General features: G+C 55.3%; 14 protein-coding genes. All 14 read right to left on the bottom strand.

Annotated features, from left to right (window positions below; genetic code table 11):
- Positions 1–16: 16 nt before the first annotated feature.
- Positions 17–511: a CvpA family protein gene (locus ACJJIS_RS14735; protein WP_282931877.1), complete on the bottom strand. Its 495-nt coding sequence runs from the start codon at positions 509–511 to the stop codon at positions 17–19.
- A 241-nt stretch (positions 512–752) separates the two neighbouring features.
- Positions 753–1397, bottom strand: a complete 645-nt coding sequence (locus tag ACJJIS_RS14740) for an SPOR domain-containing protein (protein ID WP_444957140.1) — start codon at positions 1395–1397, stop codon at positions 753–755.
- Complete coding sequence (gene folC, locus ACJJIS_RS14745) at positions 1378–2652, bottom strand: bifunctional tetrahydrofolate synthase/dihydrofolate synthase (protein WP_475708419.1); 1275 nt, start codon at positions 2650–2652, stop codon at positions 1378–1380. Before folC ends, ACJJIS_RS14740 begins: the two co-directional genes overlap by 20 nt.
- 76 nt (positions 2653–2728) lie before the next feature.
- Entirely contained in the window at positions 2729–3583 is an 855-nt protein-coding gene (accD, locus tag ACJJIS_RS14750; protein WP_282931874.1) for an acetyl-CoA carboxylase, carboxyltransferase subunit beta, read from the bottom strand.
- A gap of 160 nt (positions 3584–3743) precedes the next feature.
- A complete protein-coding gene (trpA, locus tag ACJJIS_RS14755) occupies positions 3744–4553 on the bottom strand; it encodes a tryptophan synthase subunit alpha (protein ID WP_413664953.1) in 810 nt (269 codons plus the stop codon).
- 92 nt (positions 4554–4645) lie between these two features.
- On the bottom strand, positions 4646–5869 hold the full coding sequence (trpB, locus tag ACJJIS_RS14760) for a tryptophan synthase subunit beta (protein ID WP_108732438.1): 1224 nt from the start codon (positions 5867–5869) through the stop codon (positions 4646–4648).
- Positions 5870–6445: 576 nt separating this feature from the next.
- Positions 6446–7054, bottom strand: a complete 609-nt coding sequence (locus ACJJIS_RS14765) for a phosphoribosylanthranilate isomerase (RefSeq protein ID WP_475708420.1) — start codon at positions 7052–7054, stop codon at positions 6446–6448.
- Positions 7055–7179: 125 nt separating this feature from the next.
- Positions 7180–8073 carry a tRNA pseudouridine(38-40) synthase TruA gene (gene truA / locus ACJJIS_RS14770; RefSeq protein ID WP_444915960.1) on the bottom strand — a complete coding sequence of 298 codons (894 nt, stop codon included), beginning with the start codon at positions 8071–8073 and terminating at the stop codon, positions 7180–7182.
- A 132-nt stretch (positions 8074–8205) separates the two neighbouring features.
- Entirely contained in the window at positions 8206–11589 is a 3384-nt protein-coding gene (locus ACJJIS_RS14775; RefSeq protein ID WP_475708421.1) for a motility hub landmark protein FimV, read from the bottom strand.
- Positions 11590–11786: 197 nt separating this feature from the next.
- Positions 11787–12782 (bottom strand): Asd/ArgC dimerization domain-containing protein, encoded by a 996-nt coding sequence (locus tag ACJJIS_RS14780; protein ID WP_444905931.1) that lies wholly within the window; start codon positions 12780–12782, stop codon positions 11787–11789.
- 190 nt (positions 12783–12972) lie between these two features.
- On the bottom strand, positions 12973–14088 hold the full coding sequence (asd, locus tag ACJJIS_RS14785) for an aspartate-semialdehyde dehydrogenase (RefSeq protein WP_445360075.1): 1116 nt from the start codon (positions 14086–14088) through the stop codon (positions 12973–12975).
- Positions 14089–14187: 99 nt separating this feature from the next.
- Positions 14188–15246, bottom strand: coding sequence for a 3-isopropylmalate dehydrogenase (leuB, locus tag ACJJIS_RS14790; protein WP_369974284.1), 1059 nt, complete (start codon positions 15244–15246; stop codon positions 14188–14190).
- 30 nt (positions 15247–15276) lie between these two features.
- Positions 15277–15924: a 3-isopropylmalate dehydratase small subunit gene (gene leuD, locus ACJJIS_RS14795; RefSeq protein WP_108732431.1), complete on the bottom strand. Its 648-nt coding sequence runs from the start codon at positions 15922–15924 to the stop codon at positions 15277–15279.
- Complete coding sequence (gene leuC / locus ACJJIS_RS14800; protein WP_444912510.1) at positions 15924–17372, bottom strand: 3-isopropylmalate dehydratase large subunit; 1449 nt, start codon at positions 17370–17372, stop codon at positions 15924–15926. Before leuC ends, leuD begins: the two co-directional genes overlap by 1 nt.
- Positions 17373–17400 lie beyond the last annotated feature (28 nt).

Raw genomic sequence — 17400 nt, forward strand, 5'->3', positions numbered from 1 at the left:
GCTTTTGGCGCTCTATTTAAAACAACTTTACGAAGAATTCCTTAACGGAGCCCGCCAGCTCCCGCGCACTATCCTCAAACTCGAGGAAATGGGGAATCAGAACAGACTGACTCCACCAGCTGTCCTGTTCCACCGGCACCAATGCCGGAGCCAGGATCAACAGCGCCATCACGACAATGGCTCCCCGCACCAAGCCAAACGCCATTCCCAGCACTCTATCTGTACCGGATAGCCCAGTTGCCTCAACAAAGGCAGAAAGCACCATGTTGAGACCGGCGCCAGCGAGTAAGGTGCCGATAAACAGGATGCCAAAAGCTGCAATCATTTGGAGGGAGGGGGTGTCGACGAGGTTGGATAGCATTGGCGCCAGCTGGTCGCGAAACATCATGGCGACGATAAAGGCGGCAATCCAGGTAAGCAGAGACAAGGTTTCCTTGATGAAACCTCGACTAAGGCCGATAAGCGTGGAGATACCCACAATAGCCAGAATGATCCAGTCAGCCCAATTCATTCAATCCTACCTGCGTGGCGGCTGCTGCCGCGAAGAGCGCGCATTCTAACTGAAGGGACTAAGCGCGTGAAGCCGTAGGCCAACCGATTGGAATTTATTACTTTTAGTACCGCTTTCCCTGGACGTTTGGCGCAGTGGCAATCGGTTAATTGCGAATAAAAGTGCAAAGTGGAAGTCTGCCAGCAAGTTGCCACCATCCTCCTCGGACTGAAATGGTGGCAACCTGAAGCCAAAGGCCCGATCAGGCCTTGAACTGAAGCACGAGAGTCTGGGCTTTCAGAAGGGTATCCAGTTCTTTTTTCAGCTGATGGGCATCAGCCTTGTTGACCTTTGGCCCAACAAAGACCCGCACCAGGCGACCCTTGTCTGTATCCACTGCCCGAGTATAGGCACTGTAGCCCTCGTTCATCAGGCGCAAACGCAGCTTGTCCGCATTGGACTCATCCCGGTAGGAAGCCACTTGAACCACCCAGGCCACAGGCAGGCCATAGGCATCCACAAGGGGCGAGGCTCCCTTCTTCGGCGCGGCCAGTTTTTCCTCCGGCTCATCACTCTTGGCGATCTCTGACCGCCCCTCCCCCTCATCAGCTACTGGTGCCTTCGGGTTGGAGAAGTTCTCTGGCAGGTCCGGCTGGAAAGCCTCACCCGGCGCCGGTGCAGGCATAGCATCCGCTACCGGTTGCGGCTCGGCAATTTCAATAGGGCGTATATCCGGCTCCGCCGGAATCTGGCTGGTTTCACTGATATTGCCTGCGGCCTCCCGGTCCAACAGGCTGGGCAAGAAAATAACGGCAAGCGCAGCCAAAACCAGCGCACCGACAATGCGCTGCTTAAATCCGTCGTTCAATCGCCCTCGGCGGGAGGGTTTACCCTCGCAATTCTCCATTACCTTCGTCTCGCATCTGCTGCAGAACCTCAGCCACAGTAAAGAAGGAACCAAATACAAGCAACCTGTCTTGTGGACCAATGGTCGGCAGCAGCTGTTGTAAACCATCGGCGACGCTTGGACAGCGACTATTGGCGTTCGTTGCCTCAACACCTGCTGCGGCCAGACCTTCCAGCAAGGTCTCTCCGCTCGCAGCGCGGCTATTGCCCGGTAACTCTGCGGGGTGCCAGGCATCCACCACATCCCGCAAAGGCGCGAAGAGTCCCACCAAATCCTTATCGGCCATGGCCGCTACCAGCGCATGGGTCTCACCATCTACAGGGTGATCTGCAAGCCATTTAGCCAAGTGTTCGGCCGCTGCCGGATTGTGCCCCACATCCAACAGCAAGTTACACCCCTGCCATTGAACCTGCTGACAGCGCCCAGGCAGGGCAATTTCAGCCAGTGCAGATTCGATCCCACCCTGGGGCAATACATTGAGCAGAGCCAGCGCGGTAATCCCAGCAGCGATACTTGGGCGCGGCAGGCTGATCGGGGGGATCGCAAGTTCCAACTCACCAAAACGGTAAAGTTCTTTTTTACCCTCTCCCAAGTTAAGAGAGAAATCCTGACCCATAAAGTAACTGGAACTGGACAATTTTTCTGCCGCAGACAGCACAGATTGGGTGGGATTGCTATCAGCACAGACAAAAGGCGCCCCAGCACGCAGGACACCGGCTTTTTCACGGCCGATTATTTCCCGGTCACTGCCAAGCCAGTCCTCGTGATCAATGGCAACACTGGTGATAATAGCGAGATCCGCATCCACCAGGTTAACTGCATCCAGGCGTCCACCCAGGCCAACTTCCAGAAGTGCAAACTCGACGCCTGCCCTTTGAAATAACCAGAGCGCCGCCAGGGTGGTGTATTCAAAATAGGTCAGGCTGGTCTCACCGCGAGCAACCTCGATAGCCTCAAACGCCAGCACGAGATCTTTATCGGCAACCTCTTCACCCCCGATACGCACCCTCTCGTTAAAGCGCAGAAGGTGTGGGGAACTGTAAGCGCCTACGGAGCGCCCTCCCTTACACAGCAGCGCCTCCATAGTCGCCACGCAGGAACCCTTACCATTGGTGCCCGCCACAGTAATTACTGTCGGTGCCGGTTTCTGGATACCCAGTGCATCGGCCACAGACGCGACGCGCTCAAGACCTAATTCAATTTCGGAAGGGTGTAGCTGCTCCAGGCGGGAGAGCCAATCTTGCAGTGAAGGCATAGTTGAAAACATCGATGATGGGGCTGCAATCAGCGGAAATTAAGCTGATCACAGCATTACCCCAAGGGAATGGAAATCAGTTGCCGGTCAGTTTACCCAATATGCGGGACACTGTAGAGCGCATTTCCTTGCGAGGAATAATCATATCAATTGCGCCGTGCTCCAGCAGGAACTCACTGCGCTGGAAACCTTTCGGCAATTTCTGGCGAATGGTCTGCTCGATAATATTCGGGCCGGCAAAACCAGCGCGCGCTCCGGGCTCCGCCGCATTGATATCACCCAGCAGGGCCAGGGATGCGGAAACACCACCGTATACCGGGTCAGTCATAATGGAGATATATGGCACACCGGCCATCTTCATTTTTTCCAGCACCGCCGAGGTTTTGGCCATCTGCATCAGGGAGATCAGGGCCTCCTGCATCCGGGCACCCCCGGTAGCAGAGAAACAAACCAGCGGGATACGCTGCTCCAAGGCACGCTGAGCGGCACGGGTAAAGCGCTCGCCGACCACATAGCCCATGGAGCCACCGTGGAAAGCGAACTCAAATGCTACCGCTACCAGGGGGGCACCATTCAGGCTGCCCTGCATGGCGATCAGGGCATCCTTCTCACCAGTCGATTTTTGTGCCTGTACCAATCGGTCTTTATATTTTTTGACGTCTTTAAACTTCAGGCGATCAACCGGCTGCACATCGGTGGCCAGCTCTTCACGACCTTCCTCATCGAGGAAGATATCCAGGCGGCGACGGGCGCCGATTCTAAAGTGGTGATCGCACTTGGGGCACACATCCAGATTGCGTTCCAGCTCCGGGCGATAAAGCATCGCATCGCATTTGACGCACTTCTTCCAAACCCCCTCGGGGACCTTGCTGCTGCCGGTGCGACGCTCTGTGCGAATTACCGCAGGGACAATTTTTTCTAACCAGCTCATCTCGTTTCCAAATCCGGAGGCTTTCTTTGGGCCGGCACATTTTACCGACCAGTGGGTTTCAGGCTAGGAATTAAAACACTAAGCTGAACAACAAACCCGGCCAGATCAGCCGCTATTTTTGGCTTTCTGGCCAGCTTTGTGCTTAGACCTATAGCTGCTTTTAGCGATCCAGGGCTTCGCGCATCTCGCTGACAATAGCTCCAACCGCCGTTTTAGCGGCTTCCAGGTCTGCCGCCGCATCTACTGCCGACACCAGCACGCTACCGACTACAGCACCGTCGCCATGGGCACTGACCTGGCGGGCCGAGGTACCATCTTTAATACCGAAGCCAACACACAAGGGCAGATCGGTAAACTGGCGAATATGGTCCAGATTGTCACGCACTGAATCCAAATCCAGGTGGCCTGCTCCGGTAACCCCTTTCAGGGATACATAGTAAACAAAGCCACTGGCAACATCGGTAATTTCACGAATACGCTCTTCAGTGGTGGTAGGCGTCAGCAGGAAGATATTGCGCAGGTTGCGCTCCGCCAAAAAGGCATTCAGGGAACCGGACTCTTCAGCTGGCAGATCTACGGTCAGGGCACCATCGACACCCGCAGTGGACGCCGCTTCAGCAAACTCCAGTTCACCCATACGCTGAATCGGATTGGCATAGCCCATCAGGATTACCGGGGTGTCACTATCCGACTGACGAAATTCTTTCACCAATGCCAAACATTTGCGCAGCGAAGCCCCATTGGCCAGTGCGCGCTCATGCCCTTTCTGAATTACCGGGCCCTCTGCCATGGGGTCGGAAAATGGCACCCCCAGTTCAATAACATCGGCCCCGCTGGCCACCAACTGATGCATCAACGGCACAGTATTTTCCAAGCCGCCATCGCCGGCGACAATATAAGTTACCAGCGCCTTGCGGCCCTCATCGCGCAACTTGGCAAAGCGGCGATCAATTCTATTTTGTTCTGTCACAGTCTATTCCCTGAGCTACTCCTGGCAGAAAGCCAGCTCAATTATTTGATCTTCACCCATTTTGCCCGCCTCAGAGGCGGGCGGTGATATTGCTACACCTCGATACCGTCGATAGCGGCAACGGTGAAAATATCCTTATCGCCTCGGCCGGAGAGATTTACCAGGACATTCTGCTCAGGGCTCATGGAAGCCGCCAACTTGAGCGCGTACGCGACTGCATGGCTGGATTCCAATGCCGGCAAAATACCCTCAGTGCGAGTGAGTCGACGGAAGGCATCCAGGGCTTCATCATCATCGGCGGTGACATATTCCACCCGGCCGATATCTTTCAGCCAAGAGTGCTCGGGGCCAACACCCGGGTAGTCGAGCCCCGCAGAAACCGAGTGAGTCTCGATAATCTGGCCGTCATCATCCTCCATCAGGTAGGTGCGGTTACCGTGCAGAACACCGGGAATACCATCATTCAGTGGTGCAGCATGCTTACCGGAAGCCAGGCCTTCACCGCCGGCTTCGACACCAAACATTTTCACTTCAGCGTCATTCAGGAACGGGTGGAACAGGCCGATCGCATTGGAACCACCACCGACGCAGGCCACCAGCGCATCGGGCAACTGGCCAAAGCGCTCCAAACTCTGGCGACGGGCTTCACGGCCGATAATAGAGTTGAAGTCGCGCACCAATTGCGGATAAGGGTGAGGACCAGCCACAGTGCCGATAATGTAGAAAGTATTATCGACATTGGTTACCCAATCGCGCATGGCTTCATTCATGGCATCCTTTAGGGTCTTGGAACCGGATTCCACCGGCACCACTTCTGCCCCCAGCAGCTTCATACGGTATACGTTGGGGGACTGGCGCTTAACGTCTTCCGCACCCATATAAACCGTACACTGCAAACCGAGACGCGCCGCCACGGTTGCCGTAGCCACACCGTGTTGACCAGCGCCGGTTTCGGCAATAACACGGGTCTTACCGCTGTGTTTGGCCAGCAGTGCCTGGCCCACCGTGTTATTTACCTTGTGCGCACCGGTATGGTTCAGGTCTTCCCTCTTAAGCCAGATTCGCGCACCGCCCGCCTGCTCAGTCAGTCGCTCAGCAAGATACAGCGGCGATGGCCTGCCTACGTAGTGCGCCAGATCGTGATCAAAGGCAGCGACAAAATCCGGATCATCTTTCAGGCGGCTATACATTGCCTGAAGCTCATCCAATGCGCTGATCAGCGTCTCCGATACAAAGCGACCGCCGTAGGGACCAAAATGTCCGCTCGCATCCGGGAAGGTGGAAAAATCGATAGCACCTGGCTTACTCACACTCATACTCCGTGGGTCACGTGGGGTTAAAACTTTCTTTCTGTTTACCTACTGTTTGAATAGTTCTTCCTGAACTATTCAAACGTCGCCAGAAAACACTGGCGCAGATGCGTCGATCTGCTGGTATTTGCTGGCTCGCGCCGGCCAAGCCGGCGGGCGGCACTTCCCTGTGCCGCTTCAATACTATTAGCCGTAGTTCTTCCTGAACTATTCAAACGTCGCCAGAAAATACTGGCGCAGATGCGTCGATCTACTGGTATTTACTGGCTCGCGCCGGCCAAGCCGGCAAGCGGCACTTCCCTGTGCCGCTTCAATACTATTAGCCGTAGTTCTTCCTGAACTATTCAAACGTCGCCAGAAAATACTGGCGCAGATGCGTCGATCTGCTGGTATTTGCTGGCTCGCGCCGGCCAAGCCGGCGGGCGACACTTCCCTGTGCCGCTTCAATACTATTAGCCCTAGCTCTTCCTGAACTATTCAAACGTCGCCAGAAAATACTGGCGCAGATGCGTCGATCTGCTGGTATTTACTGGCCCGCGCCGGCCAAGCCGGCGGGCGGCACTTCCGGTACCGCCTCTAAATCTATCTCTTCGCCGCACTGACAAACGCAAAAACTTTTTCTCGATCCTTGCGTCCCGGCTGCCACTCTACACCGCCGCTCACATCCACCCCCTGTGGGCGCGCAGCTTCTACTGCTGCGGTTACATTCGCGGGATTCAAGCCACCGGCGAGGACAATCGGGCGGCTGCTATCTTGGGGAACCCTGTCCCAATCAAAAGTCTCTCCGGTACCACCGGGGACACCAGGCCTGTAGGCATCCAATAGAAAACCCCGGGCTTTGGGGTGCTCAGTCATTGCGGCTTTGACATCGAGGTCATCTTTCATCCGCAACGCTTTGATATAGGGGCGCCGGAATTGTTCGCAGAAACGGGCTCTTTCATCGCCGTGGAATTGCAACAGGTTGAGCGGCACCGATTCCAGTACAGCGTCCACCTCACTCTGTGCCGCATCGACAAATAACCCCGTCAGGGTGACAAATGGGGGAACTGCTGCTGCAACTTTAGCTGCCATATCAAGATCGATATAGCGCGGGCTCGGCTTATAAAATACCAGGCCCAACGCGTCGGCACCCGCATCTACAGCCATCAGAGCATCTTCTATACAAGTGATGCCGCATATTTTTACTTGCATCGTGTAACCTGGACTCAGCCGGCTGGCCGATCAAAAGAGGGAACGACGGATACTAGCAGATAGTCAGAAGGCGCGAAATGCACGCCCTCTCCCAGATTTGCTTTAGCCTCGAAAAATTCAGCAGTCTAACTGGAAAGCAAAGCACCCAAAGGCTGTGGCACCAGCAGTGGCCCAGGCTCACATTGGGGAAGCTGGAAATGATCCGGATAGCGCACATCAACGAGATACAAGCCAAACGGCGGTGCAGTCACGCCTCCGGCGGAGCGGTCCCGCTGATCCAGCACCTCTTTTACCCAAATTGGTGGACGCTCACCTCGCCCCACAGCCATCAAAACCCCGGTGATATTACGCACCATATGGTGAAGGAATGCGTTAGCACTAATTTCCAAGGCAACCAGCTGACCCACTGGAGCAATATCCAGGCGGGTAATTTCGCGCACCGGGCTCTTGGCCTGGCACTGAGAGGCACGGTAGCTGGTGAAGTCGTGGCGGCCAATCAAGTAGCTGGCTCCCTCACTCATCGCCTCCAAGTCCAGTGAGTGCTGGGTCCAGGTTACCTCAGCGGCGCTGTGGGCCGAGCGGGTCGGTGCGCTGTGGATCAGGTAGCGATAACTGCGTGCGTGAGCGGAAAAACGTGCATGGAACTGCGCCGGCATTTCCCGAGCCCAGCGCACCCGCACTGAATCCGGCAACTTGGTATTAACTCCCTGCACCCAGGCGCGGTCCGGGCGCTGCGCTCGGGTATCAAAGTGAATGACCTGATTGGTAGCATGAACGCCCGCATCAGTACGCCCGGCACAAACCAAGGTCACATCCTCCGCTGCAATAGTGGATAAAGCCCGCTCCAGATAAGCCTGGACAGTCTCCGATGCAGACTTCTGCTTCTGGAAACCGTGCAGTTTGGCTCCGCAGTATTCAACGCCCAGGGCTATGCGGCGCAGCCCTTCGGGCAGCCCCTCACCTTCAGGGACCTCCCCATTGGGCTTGTAAATATATTCCCTCTGCGTCACCTGACTCATATCACCAAAACCACTTGCTCTCCCCGCTGCGACTGCGCCGGGTAAAAATCACTGCCGGGAACTTCCCGGTAAACATAAAAAAACCTCGCAACCAGTGCGAGGTTTTTTTCAAAAACGGAATACGCTGCTAGCTTACACCATCCGCTCCAGCATTTCCTCGGCGCGGTCTTTGTGTTCACCGCCACCATCCTGGGCTACCTCTTTGAGGATATCCTTAGCGCCCTCTTCGTCACCCATATCCATATAAGCTTGAGCCAACTCCAACTTGGTCGCCATCTCATCGCCGCCTTCCAGCAAACTCAACTCTGAATTGAGGTCGCTTTCCAGGTTGAAGTCGAGGTCACCAAAGTCAGAATCTGACGGCTTTTCGACAATCGCCTCAACCTGCTCTGTCGCTTCAGGCTTAGCTTCAACCAGGGGTTCTGGCTCAAGAGTCAAATCACCCTCAGTGGATTCATCGATGAGAGCCAGCTCATCCTCCAGGGAAAACTCCTCTTCGATTGCATCCGCATTGAAGTCCAGGTCGCTAGCCCCGGCCAGCTCCATACCTGCAGCATCGAGAGTATCCAAGTCAGCATCGAGGGATAAATCTGCTGCCGGCTCACTGCTGGCCGCGGCTACCTCTGCCGAGGGCTGCTCAGTTGCGTTGAGATCCGCAGCAATATCATCCAGGTCGATACCGTCAAGATCCAGGTCGGAATCCAAGTCGCCGCCGATCATCTCCAGATCGCCATCAGAGAAGTCATCCATGGATAACTCTTCTGCAGACTCCTGGGCAGAGGAGACTCCTTCTGCCAGGGAGATCTCCTCGCTCAAACCGCTGTCAACGGAATCCAGCTCCAGAGCATCATCCAATTCAAAGGCCGTATCCAGCTCAACCGAAATCTCTTCTTCTTTCTGGGGCTGAATCTCTTCCTCCATCATGGAAAGATCCAGCTCAAAATCCAAACCCGGAACGGAACCACCGCTGGTAGTTGCCTTTTCTTCCAGCTGGGCCTCAACTGAGGCCTCAGAGTTTTCTTCTGCCGCCGGCTCCAAGTCGAGGGAATCCAGATCCAAATCAGAGGTATCGAATTCTATTGGAGCATCGACACTCTCTTCTGTGTTATCAGAAAGCTCAAGCCCCAAATCGTCTTCAATCAAAGCGGGCTCTTGATTACTTGAGCCCAGATCACCCAGGTCCAACTCACCCAAATCAAGTTCATCAAGATTTAAATCGCTTTCAACTTCTGGTTCCGATACCTCAGCAGTAACTTCTTGGCTGTCTCCGTCTAGAGCACTGTCCAGGTCCAAATCATCCAGATTGAACTCGGTATCCAGCGACTCGCTTTGATCTGCGCTCGCCTGCAACGGCTCTTCAAAGCTGCTATCCAACTCCAGATCCAGGGACAGCTCTTGCTCAGAATCAGAGCTTTCCTCATCCAATGACAGATCCATAGTCAGGTCATCGAGGAGAGAGGTATCCGGCTCCAGCGCGTCACCGCTACCAACCAGTCCCGGCTCGGCGCTGGTGAAGTCATCGTCCAGGGCCGCGCCGATATCGTCGAGCTGCGCCGCTTCGAAGGACTCATTGGAAAGACCCATAGCTGGGGCTTCAAAATCCGGCGCACCAGCAATGGATTCACGCAGGCGGGCGGCGCGATCGGCAGCAGGACCGTCGCTGATGCTAAGCAGCTGGCGGTAGTGATCGTCAAACTTTTCAACGTCCTGGTTGTGGGCGTAAACCTCCATCAACATCAGGCGCGCATCGACTACCTGCGGGTCCTTTTCCAGGCCCAGCAGCAGCTTGCTTTCCGCTTCCTCATACTGCCCCAGGGACAGGTGAATCTCCGCTTCAGAAATTGGGTCATCAGTGCCTACATCGCCGAGATCGCCCAGATCGAAGGTATCGTCTGCCTCCATGCTCTCAACTGCAGCGAGAGTTTCATCGGGTTCGGCAATATCCTCAGGAATATCCAGCGGCTCTTGTTCCATAGCCATCTGCTGTTCAAGTTCCTGCTGCGCCTCTTGTTCAGCCTTGCGGCGACGCCAGGTGAACAGGCCAAATATAGCGGCCAGCAGACCCGCACCACCCAAGCCAATCAGCATTCCGTTATCGGCCAGCTGCTCCATAAAGGTTGGCTTGGGCTTGGTTTGAACTTCAACTACACGGTTACGCGCCTCTGCTGGAGCTGGTTCGGCTTCAACAGTTTCTTCTTCCGTATCAGCAGCAACATCAAACTCTTCGCTGTCTTCAACAGTCAGGCTGTCATCTAAAGACTCTACTTCAACGCCATCCGCCTCAGTGGGGTCGAGCAACACGTCTGACTGCTCCGCGGCGGCCTGCACCGCAGCCAATTCCTCATTGGAAACATCAATCAGCGTATCCATGGTATCGATTTGCTCGTCGAGCTCGGCGATACGTTCACGCAATTCAGTGTTTTCGAGCTTGGACTTATCCAGCTCTTCCTCAGCTACTGTGAGATCGCCTTCCAGCGCCTCACTGTCATCAGTGCCGACTCCAGAACCGGAGGTAACGGACTCATTGTCTCCCGGAGCGGCTAAGCTAACGCGTCCTTCAACCGTTTCGCTGACAAAGGACTCCTCCTCAACCGCACGGGCATCCAGCGGTGCGCCGGTAGCCACTTCCACTTCGGAGCGCTGGCGCCAGGAGTCATTCTGTTGAGCCACCTCAGAAATCGCCTCCGTCATAGTCAGAGTGCGCAAATCCTCGCTGTTGGGCAGGCGCAGTACGGCACCTTTCTTCAACAGGTTGATATTGTCATTAATAAAGGCTTCTGGGTTCAGCCTTTGAATCGCCAGCATGGTCTGCTGAACAGAGAACTCGCGACTGGCACGATTTTGCAGCGCGATTTCCCACAACGTATCGGAGGAACTTACCGGGCCATATACCTGGCTGTTGCTCTCACTGGTGTCTGTAGTCGTAAAGCGTGGCTGCGGACGAGCGGGCTCACGAGTTTCTGGGGCAGTCCTTTCAGTTGGGGCTGGTTCGGCCGGTGCCTGGCGAACAGCCGGGGCCGGTGTTGTGCGAGGCTGGGGCTGCTGAACTGGGGCTGTGCGACGCACTTGCTGCCGCTCGCGCTCAGCTGCGCGCACGGGTTGCTGCGCAGCCGTTGGGGAAAACGCCGGCAGGTCCATTAGCAGCGTATATTCGCGCAGTAGACGGCCACTGGGCCAGCGAGTCTCAACCAGGAAATTCAAAAAAGGTTCGCGAATGGCGTCGCGACTGGAAATGCGGATAACCGGCTTGCCACCGGAGTAGTCCACTTCAAAACTTAAAGATGTAAGGAGGTAAGAGCGCTCGACACCAGCGCGTTCGAATTCTTCAGGACCTGCGAGGCGAACCCTAATTTCGGTATCTTCCAAACCGCGAGTCTGCAGCAGTCCGATTTCCGCATCGAGAGGCTGGTTAAGGGTCGAGTTGAGCTTGATCTCACCTAGTCCAAGCGCCAGAGCCGCGTTGCTTCCCAGTGCACCGACTAGACCAACTGCAAGTGCCAACTTACGCACACGCATATCCGATTCCCTTTATTGTTAGAACCTTCCCAGGGTTTCCGAAAAGCGCGCCTTCAGAATATCCCCATTACTGAACGGTAATCGTTCAACTAATTAGCCGCCGTTTAGGCAGCCGCCAACTATGGCGAATTTTTCGCCAGTCTCAGCCAGGCCAAAGTTAAGATTACACCTTCACTATGGCCGCTAAGTATTAAATATCAGTAGTTTTTTAGCAACAAGTGGGCAATTTGTGCACAGTTTATTGCTACATCTTTACGCAGGTTGTCAGACACCGCACAAAGATTTAACTGTCGCTTGTTGAGTAGACTTTGGCGCAAACGGCCGATGATTGTCACGTCACTGCCCACCGCACTTTCTGCCGAGGGCTGCTCCGCCATTTTGAGACCAGCGCCATTTGCCAGCAGCGCACGCACTTTTTCCAGATCGACATCTTCAGTTAAAGCGACGCCCAAATTAGCTAGCTGACCGTGGAAAACAGAGACCGTGTTGATGCTGGCATCGACTGCTACCGCGTCTCCAAATAAGCGGCGCAGGTCGTGAACCAAAGTCAGCTCACTGAGGGTGTGGCCACTGGCGAGCAGAGCCTCGCAGGCACTGAGCTGGTTAAACGCCAATCGGTGGCCAATCTCAGGATCAATTTCTGCGTCCTGCCCACTAAACATCCGCGCGGTTTGTGCCGCCATCGCATCAATTGCGGCCTTGCCCAGAGCAGACACCGGCTGATTGAGCTGTACCTCTACCGCTTGCAGTTTATCTTTCAGGGGCGCCAGGGCTTCCGCCACCATGGAGGCGCCGGCACTTGGCAGCGCAACAACGCGGCGCTCGGCAGAAGCGAGTTCACCGCTGTTAAACATTGGGTGTACCAGGGCAACACTTTCATCGCCACGGGTGTTGTTGGCCACGTCTACAATCCAGGCGCCATTTTGCTCTGCGGCAGCCATGGCAGCTTCAACGGCTTCGCCGGCGCTCAGCAGAATCACGACCTGCTTATCGTTAAATGTAAATTTCTCCAGGGACTCCACCGGAATATTGCGATTGGCAAATACCTGGGGGTCTACTTCCCGTTCGTCAGTCTCCAGCAAACTCAGCTGCTCGGCGGAAATTACTTCACGCTCTTCGAGTACTTCCAGCAGGGGACCAAAGGCGGCGTTATCAACACCGACAATGACCAGTTCGCGGGTGGCTTCGGACATGGCAAATCACTTCATTGAATTGGAAAGGGAAAAATGAGGGGCGATTATACCCGTGGGGAAAATTCGAAAAAGGCGCTATGACAAACAGTAGCCGTTTTTTACGCGAAGAAGTTCACAGCTTGGCAAAAAGTCCTCCACTAAAGTGGCCTATTTCCACTCTTAGTAGAGGACTTACTCAGGTTCGTACCAGTTACAGTTTGCCGAGTAAAATCAGCAGGATTCTGCGCAGGGGTTCTGCGGCGCCCCAAAGCAGCTGATCCCCTACAGTAAAGGCGTTTAAGTACTCTGGACCAACGCTCAATTTACGCAGTCGACCAACAGGAATATCCAACTTTCCGGTAACTGCTGTTGGCGTCAGGTTCTGCACCGTAGCCTCACGCTCATTGGGCACCACATTTACCCAGTCGTTGGCACCATTTAACAATTGTTCAATGTCGGCAAGTGGCAAATCTTTTTTCAATTTTATGGTGAAAGCCTGGCTGTGGCAGCGCATGGCACCGATACGTACACAAGTGCCGTCCACAGGAATCGGGGTTTCGGTCTGTAAAATCTTGTTTGCTTCAACTTGCGCCTTCCACTCTTCGCGGCTCTGGCCATTCTCCAACTGGGTATCGATCCAGGGCAACAAACTGCCTGCCAGTGGCGCGCCAAATTCTGCGGTGGGGAATTCTGCTGAACGCATATCTGCTGCTACTTTGCGATCAATCTCCAGAATGGCACTGGCGGGGTCGGCCAGCTCTGTTGCCACACCATCGCGCAGCGCACCCATCTGCGCAATCAACTCGCGCATATTGCGCGCACCGGCACCGCTGGCCGCCTGGTAAGTCATGGCGGTAACCCACTCGACCATGCCCGCCTTAAACAGTCCACCCAGAGCCATCAACATCAGGCTCACTGTGCAGTTGCCGCCGATAAAGTTTTTCTGTCCGGCATCAATCGCGCGATCAATCACATCGCGATTAACCGGGTCCAGCACGATCACAGCATCGTCCTGCATTCGCAGGCTGGAAGCCGCATCAATCCAGTAACCCTGCCAACCGGCCTCTCGCAAGCGGGTAAAAACTTCCTTGGTGTAATCGCCACCCTGACAGCTGACAATCGCATCCAGCTGTCTCAGTGCATCAATATCGTAAGCATCGCCCAGTGGCGGCAGGGGCCTGCCGATGTCCGGCGCCGTGCCTCCGGCGTTGGAAGTTGAGAAAAAAACCGGGTCGGCGATATGGGCAAAGTCATCCTCTGCTCGCATGCGCTCCAGTAATACCGAGCCGACCATGCCGCGCCAGCCGATAAAACCTATTTTTTGCATTGCGGTGTCCTGTATGTGAGGTGGTCAAAGTGCGCCGCCGGGAAAGCGGCGCGATAGTGGAATCGAAAATTGCGGTTTCGAAACTTGTGGAATCGAAACTTAAAGTGCGGCTACAACGGCAGCGCCCATCTCTGCGGTAGAGACTTTCTGGCAGCCGTCGGTATAAATATCGGCAGTGCGCAAACCCTGCTCCAACACCTTGCTCACTGCTGCTTCAATCGCATCTGCCGCCTCATTCATATCGAGGGAATAGCGCAACATCATGGCAGCAGACAAAATAGTCGCCAGCGGGTTGGCGATACCCTGGCCAGCAATATCCGGAGCGGAGCCATGGCAGGGCTCGTAAAGACCAAAACCGCTTTCGTTCAAGGAGGCGGAGGGCAACATCCCAATGGAACCGGTAAGCATGGCGGCAGCATCGGAGAGGATATCGCCGAACATATTGCCAGTTACCATCACATCAAACTGCTTGGGCGCCCGCACCAATTGCATCGCCGCGTTGTCCACGTACATATGGGACAGCTCTACATCGGGATATTCCGGAGCCAGGCGATCCAACACCTCGCGCCAGAGCACTGTCACTTCCAGTACATTGGCTTTGTCTACAGAACAGAGTTTGCCATTGCGCTTTTGTGCCGCCTCAAAGGCAGAGCGGGCAATGCGTTCGATTTCTGATTCGCTGTACACGTAGGTGTTAAAGCCTTGGCGCTCACCATTTTCCAGTGTCTTGATACCGCGCGGCTCACCAAAGTAAATGCCGCCGGTCAATTCACGCACAATCAGAATATCCAAGCCGGCGACCACTTCAGGCTTTAGCGAAGAGGCATCGGCCAGTTGCGGGTAGAGAATTGCCGGGCGCAGATTCGCGTAGAGGCCCAGGCCGCTGCGAATTTTTAACAGGCCTTTTTCCGGGCGAATTTCCCGCTCCAGGGTATCCCACTGGGGGCCACCTACCGCACCGAGCAGCACCGCATCGCAGTCACCCGCCGCCTTCAGAGTTTCGTCGGTCAGAGGCTCACCGTGGGCATCGATAGACGAGCCACCAATCAGGCCCTGCTCAAAACTGAGCCCCAGATTGAATTTTCCCGATGCAACTTCCAGCACCGCCATGGCTTGTTCAACAATTTCCGGACCAATGCCGTCACCCGGCAGAATCATTACTTTTTTCGTCACAGGAATTTCCTTTAATTACTGAACCGCATCAAAAAGCCAGGGGGCTTTCTCTCGGCGCGCCTGCTCATAAGCGCGAATATCGTCGGCGTGCTCCAGGGTCAGACCGATATGATCGAGACCATTTAGCAAACAGTGCTTGTAGAAAGCATCCACTTCAAATGGAATCAGCTCGCCACAGGGCTTGCGCACATGCTGCTGTTCCAGGTCGATGGTGAGCGCATAGCCCTCCTGCCCGTGTGTTTCCTCAAACAACTGATGCACGACATCTTCCGCCAGGACAATCGGCAAAAGACCATTTTTAAAACAGTTATTGAAAAAGATATCGGCAAAGCTGGGCGCGATAATTGCGCGGAAGCCGTGATCTTCCAATGCCCAGGGCGCATGCTCACGGCTGGAACCGCAGCCAAAATTCTCCCGTGCAATCAGCACTGAACCACCCTGGTAACGGGGGAAATTAAGGGGAAAGTCCGGATTGAGCGGACGGCCGGAACAGTCCTGCCCGGGAACCCCCTCATCCAGATAGCGCAACTCATCAAACAGGTTCGGGCCAAAGCCAGAGCGCTTAATGGATTTCAAAAACTGCTTGGGGATGATCAGGTCAGTATCCACATTGGCCCGATCCATCGGTACCACGAGACCTTCGTGCTGGGTAAACGCTTTCATCAGACCATCTCCTCTTCCAGCTGTACCGGTGCCATCTCTCGCACATCGACAAAGTGGCCGGCAATTGCAGCCGCTGCCGCCATACTGGGACTCACCAGATGCGTGCGGCCACCGTAACCCTGGCGCCCTTCAAAGTTGCGGTTGGAGGTGGAAGCACAGTGCTCTCCCGCCCCCAGCTTGTCCGCATTCATCGCCAGACACATGGAACAGGACGGTTCGCGCCACTCAAAACCGGCTTCAACAAAAATCTCGTGTAACCCCTCGCGCTCAGCCTGGGCTTTTACGGCCTGGGAGCCCGGAACAATCAGCACCTGCTTGACGCTATCCGCCTTGTAACGGCCCTTGGCAACTTCTGCTGCTGCGCGAAGATCTTCAATCCGGGAGTTGGTGCAGGAGCCGATAAATACGCGATCCAGTTTGATATCACTGATATTCTGCCCGGCGTTCAACCCCATATATTCCAGCGCTCGCTCCATGCCCGTACGCTTGGTGGCATCGCTCTCGTCACTGGGAGTAGGCACCTGGGCGCTGATCGGCGCCACCATCTCAGGGGAAGTACCCCAGCTGACCTGCGGCTCAATATCCTCACCGATCAATACCACGACTTCGTCGAATACCGCATCGTCATCGGAGTGCAAATGGCTCCAGGCCTCAACTGCGCGATCCCACATTTCGTCTTTCGGCGCGTAGGGCTTGCCTTTCACGTAATCGAGAGTGATCTGGTCTACCGCCACCATCCCCGCGCGAGCACCGCCTTCAATGGCCATATTGCACACGGTCATACGGCCTTCCATGGACATGTTGCGCATCACTTCGCCGCCAAATTCAATCGCAAAACCGGTACCGCCAGCAGTGCCAATTTTACCAATGATCGCCAGCACCACATCTTTTGCAGTGACACCTGGGCGCAGCTGGCCGTCGACGCGAACCAGCATATTCTTCATTTTCTTCTGGGTAAGGCACTGAGTAGCCATCACGTGCTCCACCTCAGAAGTGCCAATACCGTGGGCCAAGGCGCCGAGTGCCCCGTGGGTGGAGGTATGTGAGTCGCCACAAACCACCGTCATACCCGGCAGTGTCGCACCTGTCTCAGGCCCGATCACATGCACAATACCCTGCCCCGGCTCATTGATACCGAACTGGACTACATCAAAGTCACGGCAGTTCTCATCCAGGGTCTGCACCTGGATTCGGGAGATATCATCGCGAATACCACTGACGCCAGCGGCGCGCTCGGCCGCCTCGGAAGGCACATTGTGGTCGGGAGTGGCGACTAGCGAATCCTTGCGCCAAGGTTTGCGACCAGCCAGACGCAGGCCTTCAAACGCCTGGGGGGAGGTCACCTCGTGAATCAGGTGGCGGTCGATATAGATAAGTGAGGAGCCATCATCACAGTTCTTGATCAGGTGGTCCTGCCAGAGTTTGTCGTAGAGTGTTTGCCCTGCCACAGCCATTCCTCTCAGTAGTTAAGAGCCT

This window comes from Microbulbifer maximicatervae (SeqCode) (genome assembly GCF_056231245.1).